The 20,891-nt window shown below is 64.6% G+C and carries 31 protein-coding genes, 1 tRNA gene and 1 pseudogene; 14 read left to right on the top strand and 19 right to left on the bottom strand.

The genetic code is table 11. The features are described from left to right. Window positions 1–201 precede the first annotated feature (201 nt). A complete protein-coding gene (locus tag FHW81_RS07810) occupies window positions 202–1,101 on the top strand; it encodes a YihY/virulence factor BrkB family protein (RefSeq protein WP_023118595.1) in 900 nt (299 codons plus the stop codon). Here FHW81_RS07810 and FHW81_RS07805 read toward each other — a convergent pair. Next, on the bottom strand, window positions 1,091–1,408 hold the full coding sequence (locus FHW81_RS07805) for a hypothetical protein (protein ID WP_003099112.1): 318 nt from the start codon (window positions 1,406–1,408) through the stop codon (window positions 1,091–1,093). The genes FHW81_RS07810 and FHW81_RS07805 overlap by 11 nt on opposite strands. Before the next feature lie 155 nt (window positions 1,409–1,563). Continuing rightward, the gene (locus tag FHW81_RS07800; protein ID WP_003099113.1) at window positions 1,564–2,007 is read right to left on the bottom strand and encodes a YqaA family protein; all 444 of its coding nucleotides are present in this window, start codon (window positions 2,005–2,007) and stop codon (window positions 1,564–1,566) included. 135 nt (window positions 2,008–2,142) lie between these two features. On the opposite strand from FHW81_RS07800, the gene FHW81_RS07795 reads away from it, so the two are divergent. Then, entirely contained in the window at window positions 2,143–2,517 is a 375-nt protein-coding gene (locus tag FHW81_RS07795) for a DUF5064 family protein (RefSeq protein ID WP_003090800.1), read from the top strand. A 110-nt stretch (window positions 2,518–2,627) separates the two neighbouring features. Further along, on the top strand, window positions 2,628–2,957 hold the full coding sequence (locus tag FHW81_RS07790) for a DUF883 family protein (RefSeq protein WP_003090802.1): 330 nt from the start codon (window positions 2,628–2,630) through the stop codon (window positions 2,955–2,957). Window positions 2,958–3,022: 65 nt separating this feature from the next. On the opposite strand, the gene FHW81_RS07785 is transcribed toward FHW81_RS07790, so the two are convergent. Beyond that, a complete protein-coding gene (locus FHW81_RS07785) occupies window positions 3,023–3,220 on the bottom strand; it encodes a hypothetical protein (RefSeq protein WP_003090804.1) in 198 nt (65 codons plus the stop codon). 178 nt (window positions 3,221–3,398) lie between these two features. On the opposite strand from FHW81_RS07785, the gene FHW81_RS07780 reads away from it, so the two are divergent. Then, the gene (locus FHW81_RS07780; protein ID WP_003090806.1) at window positions 3,399–3,629 is read left to right on the top strand and encodes a DUF2789 domain-containing protein; all 231 of its coding nucleotides are present in this window, start codon (window positions 3,399–3,401) and stop codon (window positions 3,627–3,629) included. A gap of 347 nt (window positions 3,630–3,976) precedes the next feature. Continuing rightward, window positions 3,977–4,447, top strand: a complete 471-nt coding sequence (gene eco / locus FHW81_RS07775; protein WP_003090808.1) for a serine protease inhibitor ecotin — start codon at window positions 3,977–3,979, stop codon at window positions 4,445–4,447. A gap of 52 nt (window positions 4,448–4,499) precedes the next feature. Here the strand turns inward: eco and FHW81_RS07770 are convergent, their stop codons facing one another. Continuing rightward, the gene (locus tag FHW81_RS07770; RefSeq protein ID WP_003114417.1) at window positions 4,500–4,886 is read right to left on the bottom strand and encodes a hypothetical protein; all 387 of its coding nucleotides are present in this window, start codon (window positions 4,884–4,886) and stop codon (window positions 4,500–4,502) included. Window positions 4,887–5,072: 186 nt separating this feature from the next. After that, window positions 5,073–5,516, bottom strand: a complete 444-nt coding sequence (locus FHW81_RS07765) for a PACE efflux transporter (RefSeq protein ID WP_003090812.1) — start codon at window positions 5,514–5,516, stop codon at window positions 5,073–5,075. A gap of 102 nt (window positions 5,517–5,618) precedes the next feature. Between FHW81_RS07765 and FHW81_RS07760 the strand changes: the two genes are divergently transcribed. After that, a complete protein-coding gene (locus tag FHW81_RS07760) occupies window positions 5,619–6,506 on the top strand; it encodes a LysR family transcriptional regulator (protein ID WP_003099119.1) in 888 nt (295 codons plus the stop codon). A 210-nt stretch (window positions 6,507–6,716) separates the two neighbouring features. On the opposite strand, the gene FHW81_RS07755 is transcribed toward FHW81_RS07760, so the two are convergent. Further along, complete coding sequence (locus tag FHW81_RS07755) at window positions 6,717–7,031, bottom strand: hypothetical protein (protein ID WP_003143770.1); 315 nt, start codon at window positions 7,029–7,031, stop codon at window positions 6,717–6,719. 364 nt (window positions 7,032–7,395) lie between these two features. Here FHW81_RS07755 and FHW81_RS07750 point away from each other — a divergent pair, with 364 nt between their 5' ends. Both FHW81_RS07750 and FHW81_RS07745 read left to right on the top strand, forming a co-directional pair. Further along, window positions 7,396–8,673 (top strand): OprD family porin, encoded by a 1,278-nt coding sequence (locus FHW81_RS07750; protein WP_003099122.1) that lies wholly within the window; start codon window positions 7,396–7,398, stop codon window positions 8,671–8,673. 156 nt (window positions 8,674–8,829) lie between these two features. Then, window positions 8,830–9,201 carry a hypothetical protein gene (locus FHW81_RS07745; protein ID WP_003160518.1) on the top strand — a complete coding sequence of 124 codons (372 nt, stop codon included), beginning with the start codon at window positions 8,830–8,832 and terminating at the stop codon, window positions 9,199–9,201. Between the two features lie 42 nt (window positions 9,202–9,243). Here FHW81_RS07745 and FHW81_RS07740 read toward each other — a convergent pair whose 3' ends face one another. Both FHW81_RS07740 and FHW81_RS07735 read right to left on the bottom strand, forming a co-directional pair. Further along, on the bottom strand, window positions 9,244–9,588 hold the full coding sequence (locus tag FHW81_RS07740; RefSeq protein ID WP_003090818.1) for a cupin domain-containing protein: 345 nt from the start codon (window positions 9,586–9,588) through the stop codon (window positions 9,244–9,246). Window positions 9,589–9,699: 111 nt separating this feature from the next. After that, window positions 9,700–9,909, bottom strand: a complete 210-nt coding sequence (locus FHW81_RS07735; RefSeq protein WP_003090820.1) for a hypothetical protein — start codon at window positions 9,907–9,909, stop codon at window positions 9,700–9,702. A 269-nt stretch (window positions 9,910–10,178) separates the two neighbouring features. Between FHW81_RS07735 and FHW81_RS07730 the strand changes: the two genes are divergently transcribed. Further along, window positions 10,179–10,367, top strand: coding sequence for a hypothetical protein (locus tag FHW81_RS07730; protein WP_009313943.1), 189 nt, complete (start codon window positions 10,179–10,181; stop codon window positions 10,365–10,367). A 14-nt stretch (window positions 10,368–10,381) separates the two neighbouring features. On the opposite strand, the gene FHW81_RS07725 is transcribed toward FHW81_RS07730, so the two are convergent. Next, window positions 10,382–10,573, bottom strand: a complete 192-nt coding sequence (locus tag FHW81_RS07725; RefSeq protein ID WP_003099127.1) for a hypothetical protein — start codon at window positions 10,571–10,573, stop codon at window positions 10,382–10,384. A 348-nt stretch (window positions 10,574–10,921) separates the two neighbouring features. Between FHW81_RS07725 and FHW81_RS07720 the strand changes: the two genes are divergently transcribed. Beyond that, window positions 10,922–11,617, top strand: a complete 696-nt coding sequence (locus FHW81_RS07720; RefSeq protein ID WP_003090823.1) for an alpha/beta hydrolase — start codon at window positions 10,922–10,924, stop codon at window positions 11,615–11,617. Between the two features lie 47 nt (window positions 11,618–11,664). On the opposite strand, the gene FHW81_RS07715 is transcribed toward FHW81_RS07720, so the two are convergent. After that, on the bottom strand, window positions 11,665–12,564 hold the full coding sequence (locus FHW81_RS07715) for a Dyp-type peroxidase (RefSeq protein ID WP_003119903.1): 900 nt from the start codon (window positions 12,562–12,564) through the stop codon (window positions 11,665–11,667). A gap of 341 nt (window positions 12,565–12,905) precedes the next feature. Beyond that, the gene (locus tag FHW81_RS07710; RefSeq protein WP_003090825.1) at window positions 12,906–13,487 is read right to left on the bottom strand and encodes a TetR/AcrR family transcriptional regulator; all 582 of its coding nucleotides are present in this window, start codon (window positions 13,485–13,487) and stop codon (window positions 12,906–12,908) included. Window positions 13,488–13,574: 87 nt separating this feature from the next. Between FHW81_RS07710 and FHW81_RS07705 the strand changes: the two genes are divergently transcribed. After that, the gene (locus FHW81_RS07705; protein WP_003114421.1) at window positions 13,575–14,543 is read left to right on the top strand and encodes an enoyl-CoA hydratase/isomerase family protein; all 969 of its coding nucleotides are present in this window, start codon (window positions 13,575–13,577) and stop codon (window positions 14,541–14,543) included. A 5-nt stretch (window positions 14,544–14,548) separates the two neighbouring features. Beyond that, complete coding sequence (locus FHW81_RS07700) at window positions 14,549–15,031, top strand: DUF6632 domain-containing protein (protein WP_003114422.1); 483 nt, start codon at window positions 14,549–14,551, stop codon at window positions 15,029–15,031. A 150-nt stretch (window positions 15,032–15,181) separates the two neighbouring features. On the opposite strand, the gene FHW81_RS07695 is transcribed toward FHW81_RS07700, so the two are convergent. The 3 genes from FHW81_RS07695 to FHW81_RS07685 form a co-directional block, all read right to left on the bottom strand. Further along, window positions 15,182–15,592, bottom strand: coding sequence for a nucleotide triphosphate diphosphatase NUDT15 (locus FHW81_RS07695; protein WP_003099138.1), 411 nt, complete (start codon window positions 15,590–15,592; stop codon window positions 15,182–15,184). 21 nt (window positions 15,593–15,613) lie between these two features. Beyond that, window positions 15,614–16,393 carry a PhzF family phenazine biosynthesis protein gene (locus FHW81_RS07690; protein ID WP_003114424.1) on the bottom strand — a complete coding sequence of 260 codons (780 nt, stop codon included), beginning with the start codon at window positions 16,391–16,393 and terminating at the stop codon, window positions 15,614–15,616. Between the two features lie 86 nt (window positions 16,394–16,479). Continuing rightward, window positions 16,480–16,719 (bottom strand): hypothetical protein, encoded by a 240-nt coding sequence (locus FHW81_RS07685; RefSeq protein ID WP_003114425.1) that lies wholly within the window; start codon window positions 16,717–16,719, stop codon window positions 16,480–16,482. Window positions 16,720–17,050: 331 nt separating this feature from the next. Between FHW81_RS07685 and FHW81_RS07680 the strand changes: the two are divergent. Then, window positions 17,051–18,076, top strand: a pseudogene (locus tag FHW81_RS07680) (diguanylate cyclase). A 6-nt stretch (window positions 18,077–18,082) separates the two neighbouring features. Here the strand turns inward: FHW81_RS07680 and FHW81_RS07675 are convergent. Next, window positions 18,083–18,304 (bottom strand): hypothetical protein, encoded by a 222-nt coding sequence (locus FHW81_RS07675; protein WP_003114427.1) that lies wholly within the window; start codon window positions 18,302–18,304, stop codon window positions 18,083–18,085. Between the two features lie 263 nt (window positions 18,305–18,567). Between FHW81_RS07675 and FHW81_RS07670 the strand changes: the two genes are divergently transcribed. Further along, complete coding sequence (locus FHW81_RS07670; RefSeq protein ID WP_003099153.1) at window positions 18,568–18,738, top strand: hypothetical protein; 171 nt, start codon at window positions 18,568–18,570, stop codon at window positions 18,736–18,738. 92 nt (window positions 18,739–18,830) lie between these two features. On the opposite strand, the gene FHW81_RS07665 is transcribed toward FHW81_RS07670, so the two are convergent. The 4 genes from FHW81_RS07665 to FHW81_RS07650 form a co-directional block, all read right to left on the bottom strand. Continuing rightward, complete coding sequence (locus FHW81_RS07665; RefSeq protein WP_003122551.1) at window positions 18,831–19,352, bottom strand: hypothetical protein; 522 nt, start codon at window positions 19,350–19,352, stop codon at window positions 18,831–18,833. Window positions 19,353–19,550: 198 nt separating this feature from the next. After that, window positions 19,551–20,138, bottom strand: a complete 588-nt coding sequence (gene tse4, locus FHW81_RS07660) for a type IV secretion system toxin Tse4 (RefSeq protein ID WP_003099160.1) — start codon at window positions 20,136–20,138, stop codon at window positions 19,551–19,553. 4 nt (window positions 20,139–20,142) lie between these two features. Continuing rightward, window positions 20,143–20,580, bottom strand: a complete 438-nt coding sequence (gene tsi4 / locus FHW81_RS07655; RefSeq protein WP_003099162.1) for a type VI secretion system immunity protein Tsi4 — start codon at window positions 20,578–20,580, stop codon at window positions 20,143–20,145. Between the two features lie 191 nt (window positions 20,581–20,771). Beyond that, a tRNA-Val gene (locus FHW81_RS07650) sits at window positions 20,772–20,848 on the bottom strand. Window positions 20,849–20,891: the final 43 nt, after the last annotated feature.

The raw sequence follows: 20,891 nt of genomic DNA, 5'->3' as shown, positions 1-20,891 counted from the left end.
GTTGGACGGAGGCCCGCCGCGCGGCGGGCAGGCGCAGTCTGGCTAACGGATGCGACCGAATGATGACGCCGGCGACGAACCAATTCGCCCGCCGTGGCGTCCCAGAAAGGACGCGACGAATTTCACCCAACGGAAAATGCCTGGCGGCAAGCGGCCATCGGTGGTCGATCGTCATCGGCACGCACACAGCAAGGAGATGGAATGTTCCGTACGGCTTATCGGGAAATAGGCCTGTTCGGCCTGGTCAAGCGCACCGTGAACGAGTTCCTTGAGGACGACATGCCGACCTACGCCTCGGCCCTCGCCTACCAGATGCTGTTCTCGCTGTTTCCGTTCCTGCTGGTGCTGATCACCCTCGTAGGCTACCTGCACCTGCCGGAGTTCTTCGCCTGGCTGCGCGAGCAGGCGGCGTTGCTGCTGCCGCCCGAGGCGATGGATCAGGTCAACCCGGTGATCGACCAGTTGCAGCAGCAGAAAGGCGGCCTGCTGTCGATCGGTATCGCGGTGGCGCTGTGGACCTCCTCGGCGGGCATCCGCTCGATGATGATCGCGCTCAACGCCGCCTACGACGTGAAGGAGAGCCGCCCGGTATGGAAGCGCTTCTCCCTGTCGATCCTCTACACCCTCGGCATCGCCCTGTTGTTGCTGGTGGCGGCCGGCCTGATGGTCACCGGGCCGCAGGTGATCGCCTGGATCGCCGGCCTGGTCGGTCTGGAACAGTACCTGGTGACGCTCTGGACCTGGCTGCGCTGGCCTCTTGCGGTGTTCCTGCTGATGCTCGCGGTGGCGCTGTTCTACTACCTGGTGCCGGATGTCGAGCAGCGTTTCCGCTTCATCACTCCAGGCTCGGTGCTCTCGGTGATCGCCTGGATCGCCGCGTCCCTCGCCTATGGCTTCTACGTGAAGAACTTCGCCAACTACAACGCCATGTACGGCAGCATCGGGGCGATCATCATCCTCCTGCTGTACTTCTACCTGTCGGCGGCAGTGGTGCTGTTCGGCGCCGAGCTGAACGCGGTGATCGAACACCATTCGGAAGACGGCAAGGACCCTGGCGAGCGCGAACTTCCGGAGAACGACGACCCCGAACTCAAGGCTTGAGCAGGGCGTCGGCCTCGCTGACGCTGGCCTTGCCGGTGGCGCGCCGGTACAGACACAGCTCGCGGCCCTGGCGGCCCTGCATGTGCGACTGCGGATAGCGGCCCTGCAGGAGCAGCGCCGAATAGCCCACCTCATCGTCGAAGGGCAGTACCTGCCCCACCGCGCGTACCTGGCGCAAGCCGCTGGCTTTCAGGCAGGCGGCACGCACCATGGCGTCGTGCGCCTGCCACGCCTCGGCCGTAGATGCCCAGGCCGGCGCCGAACCGAGCAGCAGGCAGACCAGCGATCCCGCTACCACCCTCGACATTGCGCACCTCGCATCGCCGGAAACAGGCAGGAAAAGAGAAGCCCCCGGGACCACAGCGGCAACTAAAGGCCCCGGGGGCGATGAGGCGGCAGTTACACCTCGCAGCAATGGACATTGCCCCGCGAAAAATAGTTCTACGCTCGCCGACGAAGCGCTCAGCCGGCCCAGCCCAGCACCAGCGCAGCCAGGGCCAGGTAGCGGAGCGTCTTGGCCAGGCCGACGATCAGCAGGAAACTCCAGCAGGGCTCACGCATGATGCCGGCCACCAGCGTCAGCGGATCGCCGATGACCGGCACCCAACTGAGCAGCAGGGTCCAGCGGCCGTAGCGGCGATAGTGTCGCTGCGCCCTGAGCAACTGCACCTCGCCCACGGGAAACCAGCGGCGACCGCGGAAATGCTCGAGGTAGCGACCCAGCCACCAGTTGACCCAGGAACCCAGCACATTGCCGACGATGGCCAGCGCCAGCAGCCACGCGACCGACTGGCCGCCGCGCAGCAGCAAGGCGGCCAGCACGGTTTCCGACTGCAACGGCAGCAGGGTCGCCGAACCGAACGCCGAGAGGAACAGCCCGGCGTACGCGGCCCAGTCAGTCAACACCCGAACGCTCCCAGCGCCATTCGCATCCCCACTCCAATCCGGAAAAAACTGACCTGGGACAGCCGTCCCGAGGCCGGCGAAGCATACCCTGGCAGGCAAGGGCATTTCCCCGGTTATCCGAAAAGGAGGCAGGCCATGTTCATTCCCGGCCATCTGCATCTCGCCTCGGCCAGCGAAGTCGACCGCCAGGCATTCGATATCCACCTGCGCTACCGGGTCCTGGAGGCCGAGGCCCGCCCGGTGGCCGTACACTTCGACATGGAGGGCCGGATCGACGGCCAGCCTTTCAGCGAAAGCTTCGAACTGCCGCGCGACGCCGCCGTGCATTTCGCCAGCCGTGCCAGTCGCCTGGCCCGGCGCCACGGCCTGCGCTTGCGGCAGGGACCGATCGTGCGCCAGCGCCGCGAGTACGACGCTATGTTCGACGACCTGCGCCGACGCCTGAAACTCAAGAGCGGCGAAGCGATCGACCTCGACCGCTACCTGCGCGGCGAGGCCGGGGCATCCTGAAACGGCTCTCCCGCATGCTACGGAAGCCCCCGACGCAGGCCATGCCGTGCAACTTTCAGCGAAGCGGGCGACTCCATACCTAGGTAACCATCCTCGTCAAGGAGACCGACATGACTCTGAAAACCCGCTCCGCTCGCGCCAAGCAGGCTATCCAGGACCAGGCCATGGCCGAACTGCAGGACCTGATCGCCGAGGTGGACCAGTTGATGAGCGGCACCGGCAGCCTGGCCGGCAAGGAGGGCGCGAACCTGCGTGAACAGATCAATTCCGTGCTGCATCGTGGTCGCGACGCCATCGAGCGCACCCGCCGCGGCGTGGTGCAACGCAGCCAGGCGGCCGCCGAAGCGACCGAGGAATACGTCGAGGACCATCCCTGGCAGACCATCGCCGTATCGGCCGGCGCCGGCTTCCTCCTCGGCCTGCTGGTGGGCCGCCGCTAGGGCGTTTCCGCAGGCAACAGAAAGCCCGCGCTCGGCGGGCTTTTCGGCAAGGCAAGGGCCTTGGCTCAGGCGGAGATCGCCGCCTCCAGCGGCCAACTCAGTTCCCAGGTTCCCTTCAAGGCTTCCGCCTCGTCACGGCTGGTGAAGGGGCCGGCCCACATGGCGCCGTCCACCATCAGGATCCAACAGGCCAGCAATCCCTTGCTGCGCAGCGATTCGGGAACGGACGTCCCCACCAGCACGGCGACTTCGATTCTGGACATAGGCTGACTCCGGTTATCATTAGCTTGCTAATAATAAGCGCCCGCCCCTTCGCCATGAAGCACGCCGCGCACAACAGTCTTTTTCATCTGCGACAAAATTACCCACCCCCGGCTCCCACGGCGGCCCTGCCGTCCCGCCGGCTATAGTGGAAAAACAGCGAATCCAGGAGGAACCGTCATGGACACCAGCCCGCACACCTTTTCCAACCTGTTCCGCCAGTTGGGGCTCCCCGCTGGGCGGGACGACATCGTCGCCTTTCTCGCCCGGCACCACCTCGAGGAGGGCACGGCGCTGCCCGATGCGCCATTCTGGAACCCTGCCCAGGCCAGCTTCCTGCGCGAGGCCCTGGCCGAGGACTCCGACTGGGCCGAACAGGTCGATGAACTGGCCTTGCAACTGACCCGCTGAAAAAACGCAAACTGATGCGCTGACGGCTCTATCGTGCGGAACTTGCTATGAGTTGGCGGGGAATTTCAAGTCACCGGCATCGATAGCCACTATCAGTCCAAAGCATTTTTCCCCAGCGGAGCGGCGTGAGATCGTAGCGGCGTCGGGAGAACCCCAAGTCCCCGACGCTCCTTTGAAGACCATCGCCCTCCCCCCGCAGATGGTCTTTTTTTTGCCCGCGATTCGGCCGTGCCCCGACCGGCTGGCCCAGGACATGGAACATTCCGTTACGTCCCCCACTGAACTTTTCACCCGTGCCTCGGTGTCTTACCCTGCTCGCGTTACCACGTAAGGAGAACCTCAAGGACATGAAAGCACTACTGATCGCCGCCGGCGTTGCCGCTCTTTCCAGCACCGCCATGGCCGCCAAACTGGATGAAAAGGTTCCCTACCCGAAGGCAGATGCCGGCTTCACCCGCCAGGTCATCCACCTGCCGAAACAGGACGCGGAAGACGCATTCAAGGTCGAGATCATCGCCGGCAAGACCCTCGAGGCCGACTGCAACCAGCAGCGCCTGGGCGGCGAGCTGGAAGAACATACCCTGGAAGGCTGGGGCTACTCCTACTACCGCCTGGACAAGGTCAGCGGGCCGATGAGCACGATGATGGCCTGCCCCGGCCAGAAGAAGGAGCAGCGCTTCATCCCGGTGGTCGGCGAAGGCTTCCTGCTGCGCTACAACAGCAAGCTGCCGATCGTGGTCTATGCGCCGAAGGACGTGGAGGTCCGCTATCGGATCTGGTCGGCGTCCGAAAAGGTCGAGAAAGCGGTCAGCGAATAAACGCCGCGCATGAAAAAGCCGCCCACGGGCGGCTTTTTTCGTTGCGCCGGCGTCAGCCCGGCACCAGGCCGATGTTCAGGCCGGAGTCGACGGTGATCCGGTAATGCGTGGTCTGCCCGTTCTGCACATGCACCACCTGCTTGGGCGCCTCGCCGCGGCAGATCCCATCGCCCTGCACGGATACCACCCGCAGCCCCGCCGGAAGACGGAAACGCGCGCTCTCGCCGGCCTGGATCTCGGCGGCCAGGCGGCTATCGATGATCAAGCGGGTATTGCAGACGCTGCCGAGGAACTCGCGGTCCCGGGAAACCACCAGGAAGGCGTCGCCGTCGTCACGGAACTGGTAGTTGTACAAACGCTCCTTCGGTACCTGGTCCGTCTCGTCGAGCGAGGGCGTCGATGTCGAACAACCCGCCAGCAAGACGGTCCCCAGTAGCATCCCCAAAATCCGCATAGTGACCCCAATCCGTTCATCGAAATGCCGCACCCCATCCTCGCCGGGGCAGACCTTCATGGCTTGCGGTCGTACTTCCTCCCTGAACCGGCACCACAGCGCACGTCCGTCTAAGGTAGGCGATTTGCCCCGGCCAAGGCGAGCGCGAATGGCGCTGAAGAAAAAAAATCCTCAGACGGAGGCCGCCTCGCCGGCCGGCAACGCGGAAGTTGGGAGGCCGAACAGGCGATCGAAGGCCCAGTTGAAGAGGAAGGTGTAGCACGGGATCAGGACGATCAGCGCCAGGTCCAGCCAGAACGCCTCCAGCAGGGAAATCCCCATCCACCAGGCGATCAGCGGGATCAGGTAGACCACCAGGGTCAGCTGGAAGCCGATGGCGTGCGCCACCCGCCGCGCAATGCTGCGTCCGCGCACGGCCTGGCGCCGCTCCCAGAACTCGAACAGGCAGTTGTAGATGAAGTTCCAGGTCACCGCGACGGTGGTGATCACCACCGCCAGGGGGCCGGTGGTAGTGGGCGTGGAACCGGCGAGCAGGGCCAGCCCCAGGGTCGAGATACTCATCCCGATCAATTCGTAGGCGGTCACGTAGACCAGTTTGCGCTTGATGCCTTGCACGTGGACCTCTCGGGCGTGATAGCGGAAAGGCGGGCAAGGTTGGATCAATTTTCTTGACAGAAAAAGTCAGCAGCTTTCAGATCTGCTGATAGGAGAATTGCCATGAACTTTTCCAGCGATACCATCGAGCTGTTCCTCGCCGTCCTCGACCGCGGCTCCTTTTCCGGCGCCGCCCGTGCCTTGGGTCGAGTGCCTTCGGCGGTGAGCATGGGCATCGCCAACCTGGAGGCGGAGCTGGGTTTCGCCCTTTTCGAGCGAACCCACCGCGAAGCCCGTCCTACGGCGCTGGCCAGGGCCCTGGCACCGCAAGCGCGGATGATCGCCGAGCAGCTCGCCCAGTTGCAGGTGCATGCGCTGGAACTCTCCCAGGGATTGGAAAGCCGCCTGTCGCTCGGCGTGGTTGCGGACATCGACAGCGGGCGGCTGTTCGGCGCCCTCCGCACCCTTTCCGAGCGCTACCCGCTGCTCGATGTCGAGGTGCTCAGCGCGGCGCAGGACGATGCCCTCGCCCTGCTCCATGGCGGCCGCATCAGCCTGTGCTTCGGATTCGCCGGCATCAGCGTGAACCCGCAGGAGCGCTTCCAGTATGTCGGCGCGGAATCGCTGGTCGCGACCATCTCGCCGCGCCATCCCGCCCTGCAGAAGCCGGGGCAGGCGCTGTACCTGGAAGAGCTGGTGAACGTGCGGCAGATCCTGGTGGCCAGTTGCGACCTGCCGTTGGCCGACACCCGTCCGCTGATTGCCGGCGCCTGCTGGCGCACCGACAGCCTGGGCACGGCGCTGGAAATGGTCGAGGCGGGGATCGGCTGGGGCAATTTCCCGTTGTCCCGGGTCGCGCCGCTGCTGGCAACGGGAAGGCTGGTACGCCTGGACTTCAGGAATACCAAGAACGAGCTGAAACTGCCTGTCCACGCTATCTGGCTGAAAAACCAGCCATTGCGCAAGGCCGCCCAGGAACTGGTTGGCATGCTGGCCACCCGTCCCGATTGAAGCGTTATGCAATGCACTTCACAGAAAAAACGAGACCCGTCACGCGAATCGCCGCACACGCCGGCTCCCCGGCCTCCAGTACTTGATCTCGATCAAGCGCAGCGCCGGCCATAGGCAGATGATCGTTCTGCGGCCATCCTCCGTTTGCGGCCGTAGAGCTCCGGACACTTCATGCTAGGGGGGCCGGAGCTCTTCCCTCTTCCTCGCGGCTCAGGAACAGGTCCTGGCCGCATCGATGAAGGCCCCGCGGGTGACCCAGGGCTGCTGATCATGGATTCGCACCAGGCTGCCACCCCCCGCCGGCTGCACCTCCAGCCACTGACCGGCGTCCGCCAGGCGATAGCCGCGGCCTTCCTCCACCAGCGCCACGCCCGGCGCCTGGCGTTGCCACTTGGGCAAGACGCACATCGCGTAATCGTAGGGAGCCTTGCTGGTGCTGGCGGCCAGCGCCGGGGCGTTCGAAGCGGGAGGCGAGGCACAGGCGGACAGGGCCAGGGCGGCGAATACAGCGATAAGAATCTTCATGTCACGTCCCTCTTTGTCGATCCGTTCACGATTCGACGGTATCACCGCCCAAAGCGAGAACTGCAGCGACTTCGCGGCATGGTACTTATCGATAAGGTTGATATTGCAGGCGCATGACGAAGCGATCCGGCAACGCCCGATTCAGAGCCTATGGAAGGGGCTTTCCTTACACTTTGGTTATTAGCAAATGACTCGAAGCTTTCTTGGATCGAACAATGTTCTGGTATTGTTGCGCCGCCAACGGGAGAAACAAGAAACCAGAACCGCCACGCACGGTAAATGGGACAAATGACTCCCGTGCACTTCGAACCTTGCGCTTCCTTCAATTTCAGCGCACATCAAGCCAACAACCAGGAACAATAAGATGTTGAAGAAAAGGATTTGCCTGCTGGCACTGGGCATCGCGACTGCAAGCCAGGCGATGGCCAATGACCAAGAAGCAGCAAAGGGGTTTGTCGAGGACAGCCACCTCGATCTGTTCTTCCGCAATGGCTACATCAGCCGTGACTACAAACATGGCCGGCAGGACAAGGCCGAATGGGGCCAGGCCGCCACTGCCACCTTCACCTCCGGCTTCACCCAGGGGACGGTGGGCGTCGGTGTCGACGCGTTCGGCCTGTACGCGGTACGCCTGGACGGCGGCAAGGGTCGTAGCGGCGCCGCCGGTATCGATTTCTTCAAGCAGGGCGACAGCGGCTCCGCGGCGGACGATCTGTCCAAGGGCGGCGCGGCGGTGAAGTTCCGCATCTCCAACACCGTGCTCAAGTACGGCGACCAGATGCCCAGCCTGCCGGTGCTCAGCTACGACAACTCGCGCCTGCTCCCGGAAAGCTACAGCGGCACCCTGATCACCTCCAAGGAGATCGAGGGCCTGGAGCTGAACGCCGGTCGCTTCACCGCGGAATCCCGCAAGAGCGCCGAAGGGCGCGACAGCGGCGGCCTGAAGAGCATCAACGTGTTCGGCGGCAAGTACGCCTTCACCGATCACTTCAACGCCTCGCTGTACGCTTCCGACGTCGAGGACGTACTGAAGAAGCAGTACATCAACCTGAACTACACCATCCCGCTGCAGGCCGACCAGTCGCTGAACTTCGACTTCAACGGCTATCGCACCAAGCTGGACAGCGACTTCGCCGACCAGAACTTCAACGGTAACCGCGACAACAAGATCTGGAGCCTGGCGGCGTCCTACACCATCGACGCCCACACCTTCATGATCGCCCACCAGCGCAACACCGGCGACACCGGCTACAACTACGGCTGGTACCAGAATGCCGGCGGCATCGGCGACGGCGGCACCACCATCTGGCTGGCCAACTCCTACTGGTCGGACTTCAACGCCGAGGACGAGCGTTCCTGGCAGGTCAGCTACGCCCTGGACTTCGCCAAGTACGGCGTGCCCGGCCTGACCTACCGCGTAGCCTACGTGCGCGGCGACAACATCAAGACCGCCGAGACCAGCAACGGCAAGGAGCGCGAGATCTTCAACCAGGTCCAGTACGTGGTGCAGAGCGGTCCGGCCAAGGACCTCACCCTGCGTCTGCGCAGCTCGTTCCTGCGTGTCTCCAACGACGCCCGCTCGTACAACGACGACGGCAACGAAATCCGTGCCTTCGTCGAGTACCCGTTCAGCGTGTTCTGATCGAACCTGCGAGCGCGACGAGAACCCCGGGCCAGTCCCGGGGTTTTCTTTTTTGCGTTTCGTGCGCCAGTTCAACCTTATCGGGTAGAGCCGTACAGCTTCGGAAAGCCAGTGATAGCATTCGCTCTCGCTTGCCATTGCTTATCGATATCGACAATGCCGTTCCGGAAACACCTTCTGCTCCCCCTCCTCGGTCTTGCCCTGCTGCTCGGCGGTTGCGGCCCTAGCGTCAGCTACTCCTACATTCCGCCGACCAGCGATGCCGGCCTGCACTGCGTGAGCCAGTGCAATGCCGAGAAGCGCCAGTGCAAGACCCTCGCCAAGCTGCAGCAGCGCCAGGACGAGGCGCTCTACCAGGCGCAGAGCACGGCCTACAACTACTGCATGCAGAACAGCGACAAGAAGAAGCGCAAGTCCTGCCCCTACCCGCAGCGCAACTTCGATTTCGGCGACGACTGCCAGGACGAGTACCGCAGTTGCTACCAGTCCTGCGGCGGCACCATCCGCCGCATCGTCCACCAGGACTGAGGCGCGACGTCCGGCAGGCATCCCGGACGTGCGGCAATACCGTCAGGCGAAGACGAAGTACTTGCGCACCGTCTCCACTACCTCCCAGGTACCACGCAGGCCCGGCTCGATGACGAACACGTCGCCCGCCCTCAGGTGCACCGGCTGCTCGCCTTCCGGGGTGATGATGCAGTAGCCGTCGAGGAAGTGGCAGAACTCCCAGCGTTCGTAGTTCACCTCCCACTTGCCCGGCGTGCAGATCCAGGTGCCCATCAGCTTGCTGCCGTCCGCCGAGGCGTATGCGTTGAGGTTGACGGTATGCGGATCGCCGTCGATCCGCTTCCACTTGGTGGCGTCCAGCACGGGTACGGGACAGGTATCGCGCAGTACGGTGATGAAATCTGACATGGTCGCTCCAGGAAGGCAGTGGATGAATGCCTCACCATAGGGCCACGCGCGGGGTGCCGGTTGTCTGGGTTCGACATCCGCCTAGCTGAAAGCGCTAGGCGGCCCGGGCACTCAGCGACGCCTGCCATTCAGCGCTGCCAGCAGGTCGCAGACCATGATCAGCAGCAGCATGGGTACGGCGAACGGAAAGAACGCCAGCGCCGCGTATTCGTAGGCCTGGCCCGTCCACCACAGGCAAAGGCTGGCGACCGCCACGAGCAGGAAGCTGGCGGCGACGATGAACTTGCACAAGCGCGAGGCGAACCTGAGCGTATCGTCCACGACGAATCTCCTTCGGCGACTCCCCCGCAGTCTGCCGAAACCGCTCTGTCCCGGCGGTGACGCAAGAATGACGATTCGGACAGAATTGTTACGCCTGCCGCAAAACTTCATTCCACTTTGTTAGCTGGCTAATCAAATTCCCCCTTGATATCGTCTTTTTCGCCAGATCCCCAAGGCCTGGCAAATGTCCCTTGTACAGGCCATTACCAACCCTCCCCCCGCTTGGTAATGGCCTTTTTTTCCCTTCTGCCGTAGTCCATGGAGATCGCATGCCACGCATTGCCCTGGTCCTGGGCGTGCTGCTGGTCAGCGCCTGCGCACAGCCTGTCACGCCGGACTCGATAGTCGAGGAATCGTTTTCCCGCAGCGCCAGCGAACGCCAGCTGGAAGAGCTGAACCGCCAGGGCCTTCCCTACGAGCAGTACCGGATGCGCCGCCAGCGCATTCTCGGCCGCTGATCCCGGCGCCGCGCCTAGCGCTTCTTCGGCACCACCGCCCGCACCGCCTCGCAGACGACCAGCCCGACCATCAGCGGGATCAGCAGCGGCAGGATCGACATCGAGAGGTTTTCCGCTCCCGAGCTGAGGAGAAACGGAAACTGGCTGAGGAAGGCGACCATCGCCAGGCTGAGCAGGATCAGCAGGCCGTAGAGGCATGACGCCAATTTCAGAGCTTTTTCCATGACCGGGTAGAAAGTGAAGGATTCGGAAGAAAATCTACCCGCCCCGCTCCCCCGGTATGGCGAGAAGCAAGATTTTTTCAGATTCGGGTGCCCCGAAAAGACGCGAACCCGACCGACCGATCACCCCTCCATGCCCGTCGCGACAACCCGATCGGTCGGGTCCGGACTTGCAACATACCGCCGTGCCGATATCACGTCGCCTACCGGAACAAGGAGTTGTTCTTTTCGACGAACGTCCTCGCCTCCCGCTATCGCCCGCCCATCGCGACCTCGTATGCTCGCCGGGCGATGTCTCATGCCAGCAACCCTCACCCACAAGGGAGCAACACGATGAGCAACCTGCCTGCGATCATCCTGGTCCACGGCTTCTGGGGCGGCGCCGCCCACTGGAGCAAGGTCATTCTCGAACTGAAACGCCTCGGCCACGACAACCTGCATGCCGTCGAACTACCGTTGACCTCGCTGGCGGACGATGCCGAGCGGACGCGCAAGATGATCGCGCAGCAACAGGGGCCGGTCCTGCTGGTCGGACACTCCTATGGCGGCGCGGTGATCACCGAGGCCGGCAACCAGCCGAATGTGGTCGGGCTGGTCTATATCGCCGCCTTCGCCCCCGACAGCGGCGAAAGTCCCGGTGGCATCACCCAGGAGCACTTGCCCCTGGCCGCAGCGAACCTGGCGCCGGACAGCGATGGCTATCTCTGGGTGAAGGCGGACAGGTTCCACGAAAGCTTTTGCCAGGATCTCGCTGCGGACGAAGGGCTGGTCATGGGCATCACCCAGAAGGCTCCGCTGGCCAGCACTTTCGGCGATGCCATCGGCAGCCCGGCCTGGAAGAGCAAGCCCTCCTGGTACCAGATTTCCAGCGCCGATCGCATGATTGCGCCGGAGAACCAGGAGCGGATGGCCGCGCGGATCGCACCGAGGAAGATCGTCACCCTCGATGCCAGCCACGCGTCACTGGCCTCGCGAGCGAAGGAAGTAGCGGCGCTGATCGACGAGGCCGCCGTGGCCACCGCCCACTAGCGCCGCGCAGGACGCGGCAGCAGGCCTGGCCTGCTGCCGCGGCGGGCTCAGAGGCCGAGGGCGGACAGGTCGAGGCGGCCGTCGGCCATGGGCGGACACCAGAAGTAGCTGCCGCTGATCGGCCGGGTGAAACGGAACAGGCCATCGAGCACCCCGTCTTCCACGCCGATCATCCGTAGCCACTGGACCTCGAAGGCCTCGAACGAGCGGCCGAAGGCGGCGAACAACAGCCCCGCGCGGTGCTCGTCGGACCAGGGCGCGCCGCGCCGCAGGAGGAACGCGGCGGGCTCGAAGCTTTCCTGCTCGGTGCGCTTGACGTGGGCGTAGGCCGGCGCGTCTTCCAGTTCTTCGTCGTCGGACTTGCGGCGGCCGATGATGTTGTCCATCTCCTCGCCGGGGATCGCCTGCATCCGGTCGAAGTCATGCAGCCACTGCTGGACAGCAACGAAACTGCCGCCATCCAGGCCCGCACCGCGCCCGGAGACCAGCGCGGCTTCGAGCGCCGCATCGCCCTTGGGGTTCTCGGTGCCGTCCTTGTAGCCGGACAGGTCGCGGTCCTCGCCGTAGAGGAACGCATCCACCGCGCCGGTCCGCTGGAAGGCCGGCGCCAGCGACCGTTCCAGCGCGTGCGAGCGCAGCGTCACCTCGCCGCGATCCTCGCCGCGCAGCCAGCACCACAGCGCGGAGGGCGTGGACGGCAGGTCGATGCCGGGCGCGGCGAGCACCGGATAGTCCTTCATGCCCTCGACGGTCTTGCCGAGGCTGAGCATCAGCGAATGGCCGATACCCACCACCAGCTGGTAACCATCGGTGGCCGCGGCCAGGCTGGCCAAGGTCGCGGCCACCTGCTCGGGTTGGGAAATGCTGAAAAACAGGTAGCGACCCACCACCGGAATCGGGGTGAGAATGCCTGGCTGAGCCGCGCTCATGTTGCCTCCATCTATCATCAGGCCGTGCGCCGCTCGTGGCGATGCACCTTCGATCTCGTTCTGGTTCGAGCAATGCTCGGTTTCGGAGCGCAGCGGCGGGCGACGCCAAGCGAAGCGGCTCCGAAATACCCGCGCATCCTAAACCGGTGCAACGCCAGAGACCACTCGAAGACGAGGGAAAAGCGCGAAGCCGGACCTGCGTCGCTCAGAACTCCATCGGCATGAGACCGACCACCAGGCCGGCGACGGCAAGGGCAAACACCAGCAGGGCCTTGGCGAGTTCGAGATGATGGGCGTTCATGGGCTTACCTGTCGGAGGGAAAGCCTGACGCTAGACGCCGAACATTGCAGTTGTGCAATCAGTCCCGGTCCGCTTGCGGCGAAACCGCTCCGCTCGCCGAAAGCAGGCCCAGCGCATGCTCCAGCGCCGCATCCAGGACCTTGTCGCGCGCCACCTCGCTCGCCTGGGCACGCGCGAGAAGCACCGCGCCGACCGACAGGCAGGTGAGCACCCAGGCCCGGTTCTCGTCGCCCATCAGTTCGGCCAGCCGCCGTTGCCGTTGTTCCAGGGCGCGTTCGAAGGTTTCCCGCACCTCGGGCCCTGCCCGGCCCACCTCGGCGGCCAGCGCCGGAATCGGGCAGCCCATGTCGGCATGCTGCGCATGACCGCGACTGAGGTAGAGACGGGTGGCGCCGGCCAGTTGCTCCAGGCTGTCCAGCGGAAAGGCATCGTGCTGGGCGCTCAGCTCGCGCTGCAGGATCGCTTCGAGCAACTCCGCCTTGCTGGAGAATTGCGAGTAGAACGCCCCGGTGGTAAGACCAGCCGCCTTCATCAAGGTGTCCAGGCCGGTGCTGGCGAAGCCCTGGCGCTTCACCAGCGGAGCGGCCTTGCTCAACAGCAGGGCGCGGGTGGCCTGTTTCTGTTCCGGTTTGTAGCGCATGCCGACTATCCGTTGGTTGGGGAGACGATGTCGTCACATTGGATAATGATCGTTATATAACGCTCGTTATCCAATGAGGAAGCCGCAATGACTCTAGCACCGCGACACCTGCGCATAGAACAACGAGGACGCGTCCTGCAAGTCCTGCTCGACAATCCCCCGGCGAACTTCCTCACCACGGCGGTGATGCAGGAGCTGGCCGACCTGCTGGAAGACCTTGAGCAACGCCAGGACATCGGCGCCGTCATCCTTTCCGGAGCGGCGGACGGGGTCTTCCTGACCCACTTCGACGTCGACGAGATCGAGCGCGCCGTCGCCCCCATCACCTTTTCCATGCCGGCCTGGCTGACACGCCTGCTGCTGGAAAGCGAAAGCCTCCTGCGCCACTTGCCTGGGGCGAGGAAGCTGCTGCGGCGCACCCTGCTGGCAGGCGTCGCCGACATGAACCTGTTCCATGAGGTCACCGCGCACATGCGCCGCATGGACAAGGTGTTCATCGCCGCGATCAACGGCCTGGCCCTGGGTGGCGGCTGCGAGCTGGCGCTGGCCTGCGACCTGCGCCTGATGGCCGAGGACGACCAGGTGGAACGCTTCCTCGGCCAGCCGGAAGTACTCATCGGCCTGATACCGGGAGGCGGCGGCACCCAGATGCTGGCGCGCAGCCTGGGCGTAGCCAGGGCCCTGGAGCTGTGCCTGGAAGGGCAACTGCTGGAGCCGCGCCAGGCCCTTGCGCTGGGCCTGGTCAACGGGCTGGCGCCAGCGGAGGAGCTACTGGAAGCCGCCGACGCGCTGGCGCAACGCCTGTCCCGGCGCTCACCGCAAGCGGTGCGCCTGATCAAGCGTTCGATCTACCAGGCGGCTTCCCGCGACTGGACGGAGGGCATGGCCAGCGAAAAGGCCGGCTTCCTCTCCGCCGCCTCCCAGGGCAATACCCGCCGCGCCATGCGCGAATACATCGAACGGGTGCGCACCATCACCCGGGAAGAGCGCCCTTTCCGCCGTGCGGATTTTGACGACCTGACCGAAGGCAACGCCATCGACATGGCCTACAGGTGATCTGCATGACTGCCTCCCCTTCCCCGGTTTCCGCCACGCCTTGGCTGACCCTGAGCATTCGCCTGATGGCCGGCGGCTTCCTGCTGTTCTTCGGCCTGGCCCTGGCCACGCTGCTCCTGCGGCTCGACCAGTCGCTGCTCGACTCCGACGCCGGGCGCCTGCTGCTCCGCCTGGTTCGCTGGGGCGACCAGCAAGGCGGCGGACAGCACTATGAGCTGATGATCTCGACGATCTACCTGGTCTGGGGCGCATTCCTCTGGCGCGCCGCCAGCCAGCCCTTCCGCCACCGGCTGTTCATCGACTTCACCGTGGCGGCCAATGCCGCGCACTTCGGCCTGATGTTCCTGCAGGGACTGTTGATGCCCGGCGAACACATCCACCTGGCCGGCGATGTCCTGCTGGGCTGGGCCTCGCTGCTGCCGCTGATGCTGTTCTGGATACCGCAACGCAAGCGGGCAGCCCCTTCGCTCGCCGTCGAGCGGAAGTGACGACAGTGGAACGGCCCCCAAAGGGGCCTAGCAGTTCGAACAGGCTCCTCTTGATGCCGTTGCGGACTGGCCTATGCTCACGGTGTGTGCGAACCCCAAGGGTATTTCCCGACCAGCTCCCCCGCGGTCGGGATTTTTTTTGCCTGTCGCTCAGCGCTTCGGGTCGAAGGGCGAATAGCCCCGCCGGCGCAGGCTCGCCAGGGGCGCGAACAGCGGTTCCGGCAGATCGGCCCAATCGAACCAGGCCCAGCCGTCGCACTTGTCCGGCTCCATGAGGCGCGCCTCGGCATCCTCCGCGCAACCGGCCAGGATGAACGCGGTGAGGTAGTGGCGCCCCTCGAAGACGTCATTGCTGAACGGGCCGTGGCGCAGTTCGCTCAGCGCCAGGCCGGTCTCTTCCAGGGCTTCGCGCAGGGCGCAGTCCTCCACCGCCTCGCCGAACTCGAGATGGCCGCCGGGCGCCGACCAGCAGCCAGCGCCATGACTGCCCTTGCGGCGCCCCAGCAACACCTTGCCGTCCCGCAAGATCAGGACGCCCACGCCTACCTGCGGTGCCGGCATCGTCGTACTCCTGCTTCGGGATCAGAGATGGAGCGTACCGCTCATGTACAACGCCGCCTTGCCGGAGATGACCACCCGCTCGCCGCGCACGTCGCATTCCAGGCGCCCCTTGCGCGCCCCGCCCTGCTCGGCGCTCAGCCGGGTCTTGCCCAGGCGCTGCGCCCAGTACGGCGCCAGGGAAGTATGCGCGGAACCGGTCACCGGGTCTTCGTTGACGCCGACGTTGGGCCCGAACCAGCGCGAGACGAAATCGAAGCGCTGGCTGCGCGCGGTCACCGCCACCCCGCGGCACGGCAAGCCCTTCAGCCGGGCGAAGTCAGGCGCCAGGGCGGCGATCGTCTTTTCGTCGTCGACCACCACGAGGTAATCGTCGGTCTTCAGCACTTCCGCCTCGGCAATACCCAGCGCCTCCAGCAGTCCGTCCGGTGTCGCGCAAGGCTCCGGACGCTTGGCCGGGAAGTCCATCGCCAGCGAGTCGCCCTCGCGCCGCACGCTCAGCTCACCGCTACGGGTAGCGAAACGCAGTACCGGGGAAGCGTCGTCGAGCTTGTGGATCAGTACCCAGGCCGTCGCCAGGGTCGCATGGCCGCACAGGTCCACCTCGACCTGCGGCGTGAACCAGCGCAATCGATAGTCGCCGTCGCGGCCGACGACAAAGGCGGTTTCCGAAAGATTGTTCTCTTCCGCGATGGCCTGCAGGCGCTCGTCGTCCAGCCAGGCATCGAGGGGGCAGACCGCCGCCGGATTGCCCTGGAAGGGACTGTCGGCGAATGCGTCTACCTGGAAGATCGTCAGTTCCATGTTCCGGACTCCTGTGTCGATGGGCTGCGCACCTTAGCAGCCGGACCGAGACCAGGACAATGCCGCGCCCCGCGCAGGCGCCTCGCTCAGATCTGACGGATATCCAGCAGCGCCCAGACCTGGTAACCCTGGCGCTTGGCTTCCTTCTCCGCTTCCAGTTGCGCGGTGACCTTGCTGATGGAGCGCGAGCGATGTTCGAAACGCAGCGGCAATCCCGCCCCGCCCTTGCGCACGCTCAGTTCGACGATGGTGTAGCGGACCGGCTGGCTGGCCTCGGTCCGGACCTTTTTCGGTCGCGTTTCGGCAAGGCCCAGCGCCTTGCGCATCTGTTCTTCAGAGTAGATTTCCTGCACGCATTCACCCAGATTGAATAAAACCCGCAAATCCTATTGGTTCGCGACCCCACTTGCCAGGATAGTCGGCGAAGCGGGTCACACATCGACGCGAAAATCGCGCCTACCAGATCCGGCAGCTTCATCGAAACCGCCGCCGACATAAGCTGTGGGCGCTGTACATCCCTGGATCCTTTCCCGGCCTGCTCCACGCGGCCGGGATTTTTTTTGCCCTCTTCACCCTTGCGCCGACTGCGGACGCCAGGCTGGCCTTCAGCCTGTCCGGCAGCTATACCGAAAGTCTCCACCGTGATCAGGATCCAGTATGCTCGCCTGCCCCCTCCCTCCCGACGAAGCCCTGCGCCAGCAGGCCCTGGACGACATGGCGCTGGTCGACACCCCCGCCGAACACTACCTGGACGCCCTGGTGGAACTGGCGCGGGAAACCTTCGGGGTGAAGACCGTGCTGATCAGTCTGATCGACCACGACCGCCAATGGTTCAAGGCCCGTATCGGCCTGGATGCCGAACAGACGCCGCGCGACCTGTCCTTCTGCGGCCACGCCATCCTGGCCAGCGAACCGCTGATGGTGACGGACGCCTCCAGGGATCCGCGTTTTCACGACAATCCGCTGGTCACCGGGCCGCCCTTCATCCGCTTCTACGCCGGCGAGCCCCTGCACGCCAGCAATGGCCAGGCCATCGGCACACTCTGCCTGATCGACCCGAGCCCGCGGCTGCTGGATCTCCGGGAAGGACGCCAGCTCAATCGACTGTCGATCCTGGCCGAAGGATATCTCCAGCTACGCAGCCTCACCGAGCACACCCGCTTCCTGCGCCAGGAGATCGACCGGGAGCAGCGCAAGTCACTGCTCGACCCCCTCACCCAATTGTGGAACCGGGCCGGCTTCCACGTGCTGCACTAGCATGAACTGGAGTTGGCGCGGGCCAGCGACCAGCGCATCGGCATCATCTACAGCGATATCGACCATTTCAAACGTATCAACGACACCCTGGGGCACCGGGCCGGCGACAGCGTCCTCCGCGAGGCGGCTTCGCGACTGCGCGCGGCGCTGCGGCCGGAAGATCTCCTGGCGCGTTTCGGCGGCGAGGAGTTCGTGGCGATGGTCCGGGTCCGCGAGACCACGGAACTGACCATGATCGCCAATCGCATCCGCGAACTGATGGAAGCGACCCCGATCGACTGTGCCGGCACGTCTGTGCCGGTGACCATCAGTGCCGGCTGTACCCTGGCCGGCAGCGGCGAAGAACCGGAACGGGCACTCGCCCGGGCGGATGCCGCGCTGTACGACGCCAAGCGTGCCGGACGCAACCGGGTGGTCAGCGTCTGACCAGGGCTAGTCCTCCAGCCCTGCGCAATCGGCGCAGATAGAGAAACCCTCGCTATCGACTGGCACCTGGACCGCGTCGCAATATTCGCAGGAACGTCGCCTGCCGGTTCCGCAGGCATCGGGCTCGTCGAGCGCGCCGAACGTATCTTCGTCACGCTCGTCCTCGAGGTAATCGTTATCCAGCAGGTGATCGTGTTCGGGTTCGTGAATATCGTCTTCGTCGCTCATCTTCGACTGCCTGCCGGCTGCGTGAGGCGGTCTTATAAAGGCAGCGACAGCGCCCGTCAACGGCTCAACCCAGGTACAGACGCAGTTGCAGCCGGATTCGCTCCGGCTCGCCGTCGATCGGCGCAGGGCGACTGTCGAATCGCTGGGCGCCCTGGACCATGTAGAACGCTTAGGCATGCAAATCGGCTCCTCCCCCTGCCTCATTGCACTAGAATCGCCCGGCGCAGCGCCTGCGCCCTCAAGCCTCTTTCGTAGAAAACACCATGAGCAAACTGCAACATATCGGCCTGTTCCTGTTCGTTCTTCTTTCCGCCGGCCTGGCGCTCGGCTACCGAGTCGACTGCCCGGACGGCAGCCATGTCGAGACCTACCTGCTTCGCGGCCTGGGCGCGCGCCTCCTCGGCAACGATCTCTGCGAGCAGGCAGCGCCCTGACGCCGGGCGTTCCCGGATCCGACGGCGCCCGCCTATCGAGCCGGCAAGCCTCCGCCAACGCCAAGCCTTGCCGAAGCGATGGGCCACCAGCGCTAACCGGCCAGTTGCAACCAGAGCGAAAACACGCCCAGCGCACACCAGAAGCCGGCGAACAGGAACGGCACGCGTCGCGAGAACAGCAAGGTTTTCTCGAAGCTGCCGCGGTTGACCTCGCGTTCGCTGAACAATGGCGAATCATCGTAGGCCAGGCCGATCTCCGGATCGCTGTGCAACAGGCAGGACTGCTTGAACTGCCAGTGGCAGATGATCTCCGAGGATGCCTGGATGCCCGGCCAGGCATGCAGGGAATTGACGATCCCGAGCAGTGCCAGGAGCGCCGGCACCACCAGGGTGAACAGCTCGCCCCAGGCCGGGTTCAGGTTGGCCATCGACGAGGCATAGGCGATGACGAGGAACGACTGCGCCGTCAGGTAGGCGTTGGTCCGACTGGATAGCTGGCCCGTCTCGTAGTGGATTTCCCGCCGGTAGAAGTCCAGCCGCTCCTTGGGTGAACAGAAGATCCGGACATCGGATTCTTGCGACAACGGCCCTCCGGGCATGATCAACCTGGACACAAGCACGACACCTCGAACGAGTGGATGGGCTTGTTTGGAAAGAACCGATCCACGCCGGTTCGGAATCTCCGACGACCGTTCCCCGCGCCGGTAACGATTTCCGCCACCGCCCCGCTGGCCATGGAACTCAACGGAGCCCTGGCCGCCGCACGCCTGCGCAAGGTAAAAAGGGCGATCCTCCCGGATCGCCCTCCTGCATCAGAACAACGCCCCCAGGTAAGCCGCCGCGCCGCCGCCGAACTGTGCACCGACGTTGACCCCGGCCATCAACAGGGCGCCACGGGACGATTGCAGTAATTGCCGCGACATGCTGGCGCCCAGCGCGGCGGTCAATGGCGAGGCGCTCGCCAGCGCCACCGCCGCCAGCAGCTTGGGATCGAGGCCGAAGAGGATCGCCGTGCCCGAACCGCCGGCGATGACTCCCGCGCCGAGTTCGACGTACATGCAGGGCCCGGTGAAGTCGCCGCGGGACAGGTCGCGCCCCACCAGGCCGTCCGCGACCAAGACGGTTCCGGTGCTCGGCAACGCCTCCAGCGCACCGGCCCCGCCAACGCTCTTGCCCTTGACATTGAGGTTGACCTTGCCGAAGCGCGGCAGGCGCATGCCCAGTCCGATCCCGCCGCCCACCCCGCCATAGCGGAAGGACACGTTCTCACCCTCCGGCGAGAGCAACGTGATGGAGCCGCCGCTACCCGCCAGGAAGGCCACGGTCATGCCTCCGCCACTGGCCGTCACGTAGCGCCAGCGACTCTCGTTGAGGGGCAAGGGAATGGGAAGTTGCGACATGACTTCAATGTCCTTTTGAGGTCGGCTGGGAAGAACGCAGGCCCAGCAATCCCCTGAACCCGACAATACCGAAGAGTGCGCCGAAGCCGCAGAGGAAAGCGCTGGTTCCCCAGAGCGCGCCGGCATCGTCGACTATCGCGCTGGCCGCCGGCCGCCCAGCCTCGTAGAGGACGCGAACCGGCTCGCCCACCTGGTAGCCGAAGATGAAGCCGCCCTGGGGATAGGAAATCCGCTCGCCGGAAACGCTGGTGAAATCGATCTGCGGATGCGAACCGCCGGCATTCAAGGCGCTGACCGTCCCCTGGGCTTCCTGCGCAGTACGCAGGAAATGGTACCGCTCGACGGTCTTGAAACCGCCGGCGAGCAGGAGACCGAGTCCGAGCAGGGAAAAAAGGGAAGCGTGAAGAAGTCCGCCGATACGCGAACCGGAAGAGGTCGTCATGAGCCTTGTCGCCTGAATCATCCGTGAAGGCGCTAGGGTCGGAAAAGACCGCCCCCGCTGTCAATAGCGGCTATGCGATGAAGCGCGAGCCCAGGCGAGCACGGGCCGAGCGGCCTTTTTCGGGGCGCAAACGAAAAAAGGCGACCCTTTCGGATCGCCTTTCTTGTCCCGCCAGCAGCGCGGGATTTGTTTGGTAGGCACGATTGGATTCGAACCAACGACCCCCACCATGTCAAGGTGGTGCTCTAACCAACTGAGCTACGTGCCTGCTGATGGCGCGCATTCTACAGACCCCAAAAACACCGTCAAGC

It is taken from the genome of Pseudomonas sp. RC10-4-2 (assembly GCF_050433085.1).
GTDB classification, from domain to species: Bacteria; Pseudomonadota; Gammaproteobacteria; order Pseudomonadales; family Pseudomonadaceae; genus Pseudomonas; species Pseudomonas aeruginosa.
The sequence above is the reverse complement of the archived record's forward strand: the minus strand, read 5'-3'. Positions and strand labels throughout refer to the sequence as shown.

Bases quoted from the DNA above. Each gene is read 5' to 3' on its own strand.
- FHW81_RS07810 (WP_023118595.1), top strand. From the start codon at position 202: ATGTTCCGTACGGCTTATCGGGAAATAGGCCTGTTCGGCCTGGTCAAG.
- FHW81_RS07805 (WP_003099112.1), bottom strand. From the start codon at position 1,408: ATGTCGAGGGTGGTAGCGGGATCGCTGGTCTGCCTGCTGCTCGGTTCG.
- FHW81_RS07795 (WP_003090800.1), top strand. From the start codon at position 2,143: ATGTTCATTCCCGGCCATCTGCATCTCGCCTCGGCCAGCGAAGTCGAC.
- FHW81_RS07790 (WP_003090802.1), top strand. From the start codon at position 2,628: ATGACTCTGAAAACCCGCTCCGCTCGCGCCAAGCAGGCTATCCAGGAC.
- FHW81_RS07785 (WP_003090804.1), bottom strand. From the start codon at position 3,220: ATGTCCAGAATCGAAGTCGCCGTGCTGGTGGGGACGTCCGTTCCCGAA.
- FHW81_RS07780 (WP_003090806.1), top strand. From the start codon at position 3,399: ATGGACACCAGCCCGCACACCTTTTCCAACCTGTTCCGCCAGTTGGGG.
- eco (WP_003090808.1), top strand. From the start codon at position 3,977: ATGAAAGCACTACTGATCGCCGCCGGCGTTGCCGCTCTTTCCAGCACC.
- FHW81_RS07770 (WP_003114417.1), bottom strand. From the start codon at position 4,886: ATGCTACTGGGGACCGTCTTGCTGGCGGGTTGTTCGACATCGACGCCC.
- FHW81_RS07760 (WP_003099119.1), top strand. From the start codon at position 5,619: ATGAACTTTTCCAGCGATACCATCGAGCTGTTCCTCGCCGTCCTCGAC.
- FHW81_RS07755 (WP_003143770.1), bottom strand. From the start codon at position 7,031: ATGAAGATTCTTATCGCTGTATTCGCCGCCCTGGCCCTGTCCGCCTGT.
- FHW81_RS07750 (WP_003099122.1), top strand. From the start codon at position 7,396: ATGTTGAAGAAAAGGATTTGCCTGCTGGCACTGGGCATCGCGACTGCA.
- FHW81_RS07745 (WP_003160518.1), top strand. From the start codon at position 8,830: ATGCCGTTCCGGAAACACCTTCTGCTCCCCCTCCTCGGTCTTGCCCTG.
- FHW81_RS07740 (WP_003090818.1), bottom strand. From the start codon at position 9,588: ATGTCAGATTTCATCACCGTACTGCGCGATACCTGTCCCGTACCCGTG.
- FHW81_RS07730 (WP_009313943.1), top strand. From the start codon at position 10,179: ATGCCACGCATTGCCCTGGTCCTGGGCGTGCTGCTGGTCAGCGCCTGC.
- FHW81_RS07720 (WP_003090823.1), top strand. From the start codon at position 10,922: ATGAGCAACCTGCCTGCGATCATCCTGGTCCACGGCTTCTGGGGCGGC.
- FHW81_RS07715 (WP_003119903.1), bottom strand. From the start codon at position 12,564: ATGATAGATGGAGGCAACATGAGCGCGGCTCAGCCAGGCATTCTCACC.
- FHW81_RS07710 (WP_003090825.1), bottom strand. From the start codon at position 13,487: ATGCGCTACAAACCGGAACAGAAACAGGCCACCCGCGCCCTGCTGTTG.
- FHW81_RS07705 (WP_003114421.1), top strand. From the start codon at position 13,575: ATGACTCTAGCACCGCGACACCTGCGCATAGAACAACGAGGACGCGTC.
- FHW81_RS07700 (WP_003114422.1), top strand. From the start codon at position 14,549: ATGACTGCCTCCCCTTCCCCGGTTTCCGCCACGCCTTGGCTGACCCTG.
- FHW81_RS07695 (WP_003099138.1), bottom strand. From the start codon at position 15,592: ATGCCGGCACCGCAGGTAGGCGTGGGCGTCCTGATCTTGCGGGACGGC.
- FHW81_RS07690 (WP_003114424.1), bottom strand. From the start codon at position 16,393: ATGGAACTGACGATCTTCCAGGTAGACGCATTCGCCGACAGTCCCTTC.
- FHW81_RS07685 (WP_003114425.1), bottom strand. From the start codon at position 16,719: ATGCGCAAGGCGCTGGGCCTTGCCGAAACGCGACCGAAAAAGGTCCGG.
- FHW81_RS07675 (WP_003114427.1), bottom strand. From the start codon at position 18,304: ATGAGCGACGAAGACGATATTCACGAACCCGAACACGATCACCTGCTG.
- FHW81_RS07670 (WP_003099153.1), top strand. From the start codon at position 18,568: ATGAGCAAACTGCAACATATCGGCCTGTTCCTGTTCGTTCTTCTTTCC.
- tse4 (WP_003099160.1), bottom strand. From the start codon at position 20,138: ATGTCGCAACTTCCCATTCCCTTGCCCCTCAACGAGAGTCGCTGGCGC.
- tsi4 (WP_003099162.1), bottom strand. From the start codon at position 20,580: ATGACGACCTCTTCCGGTTCGCGTATCGGCGGACTTCTTCACGCTTCC.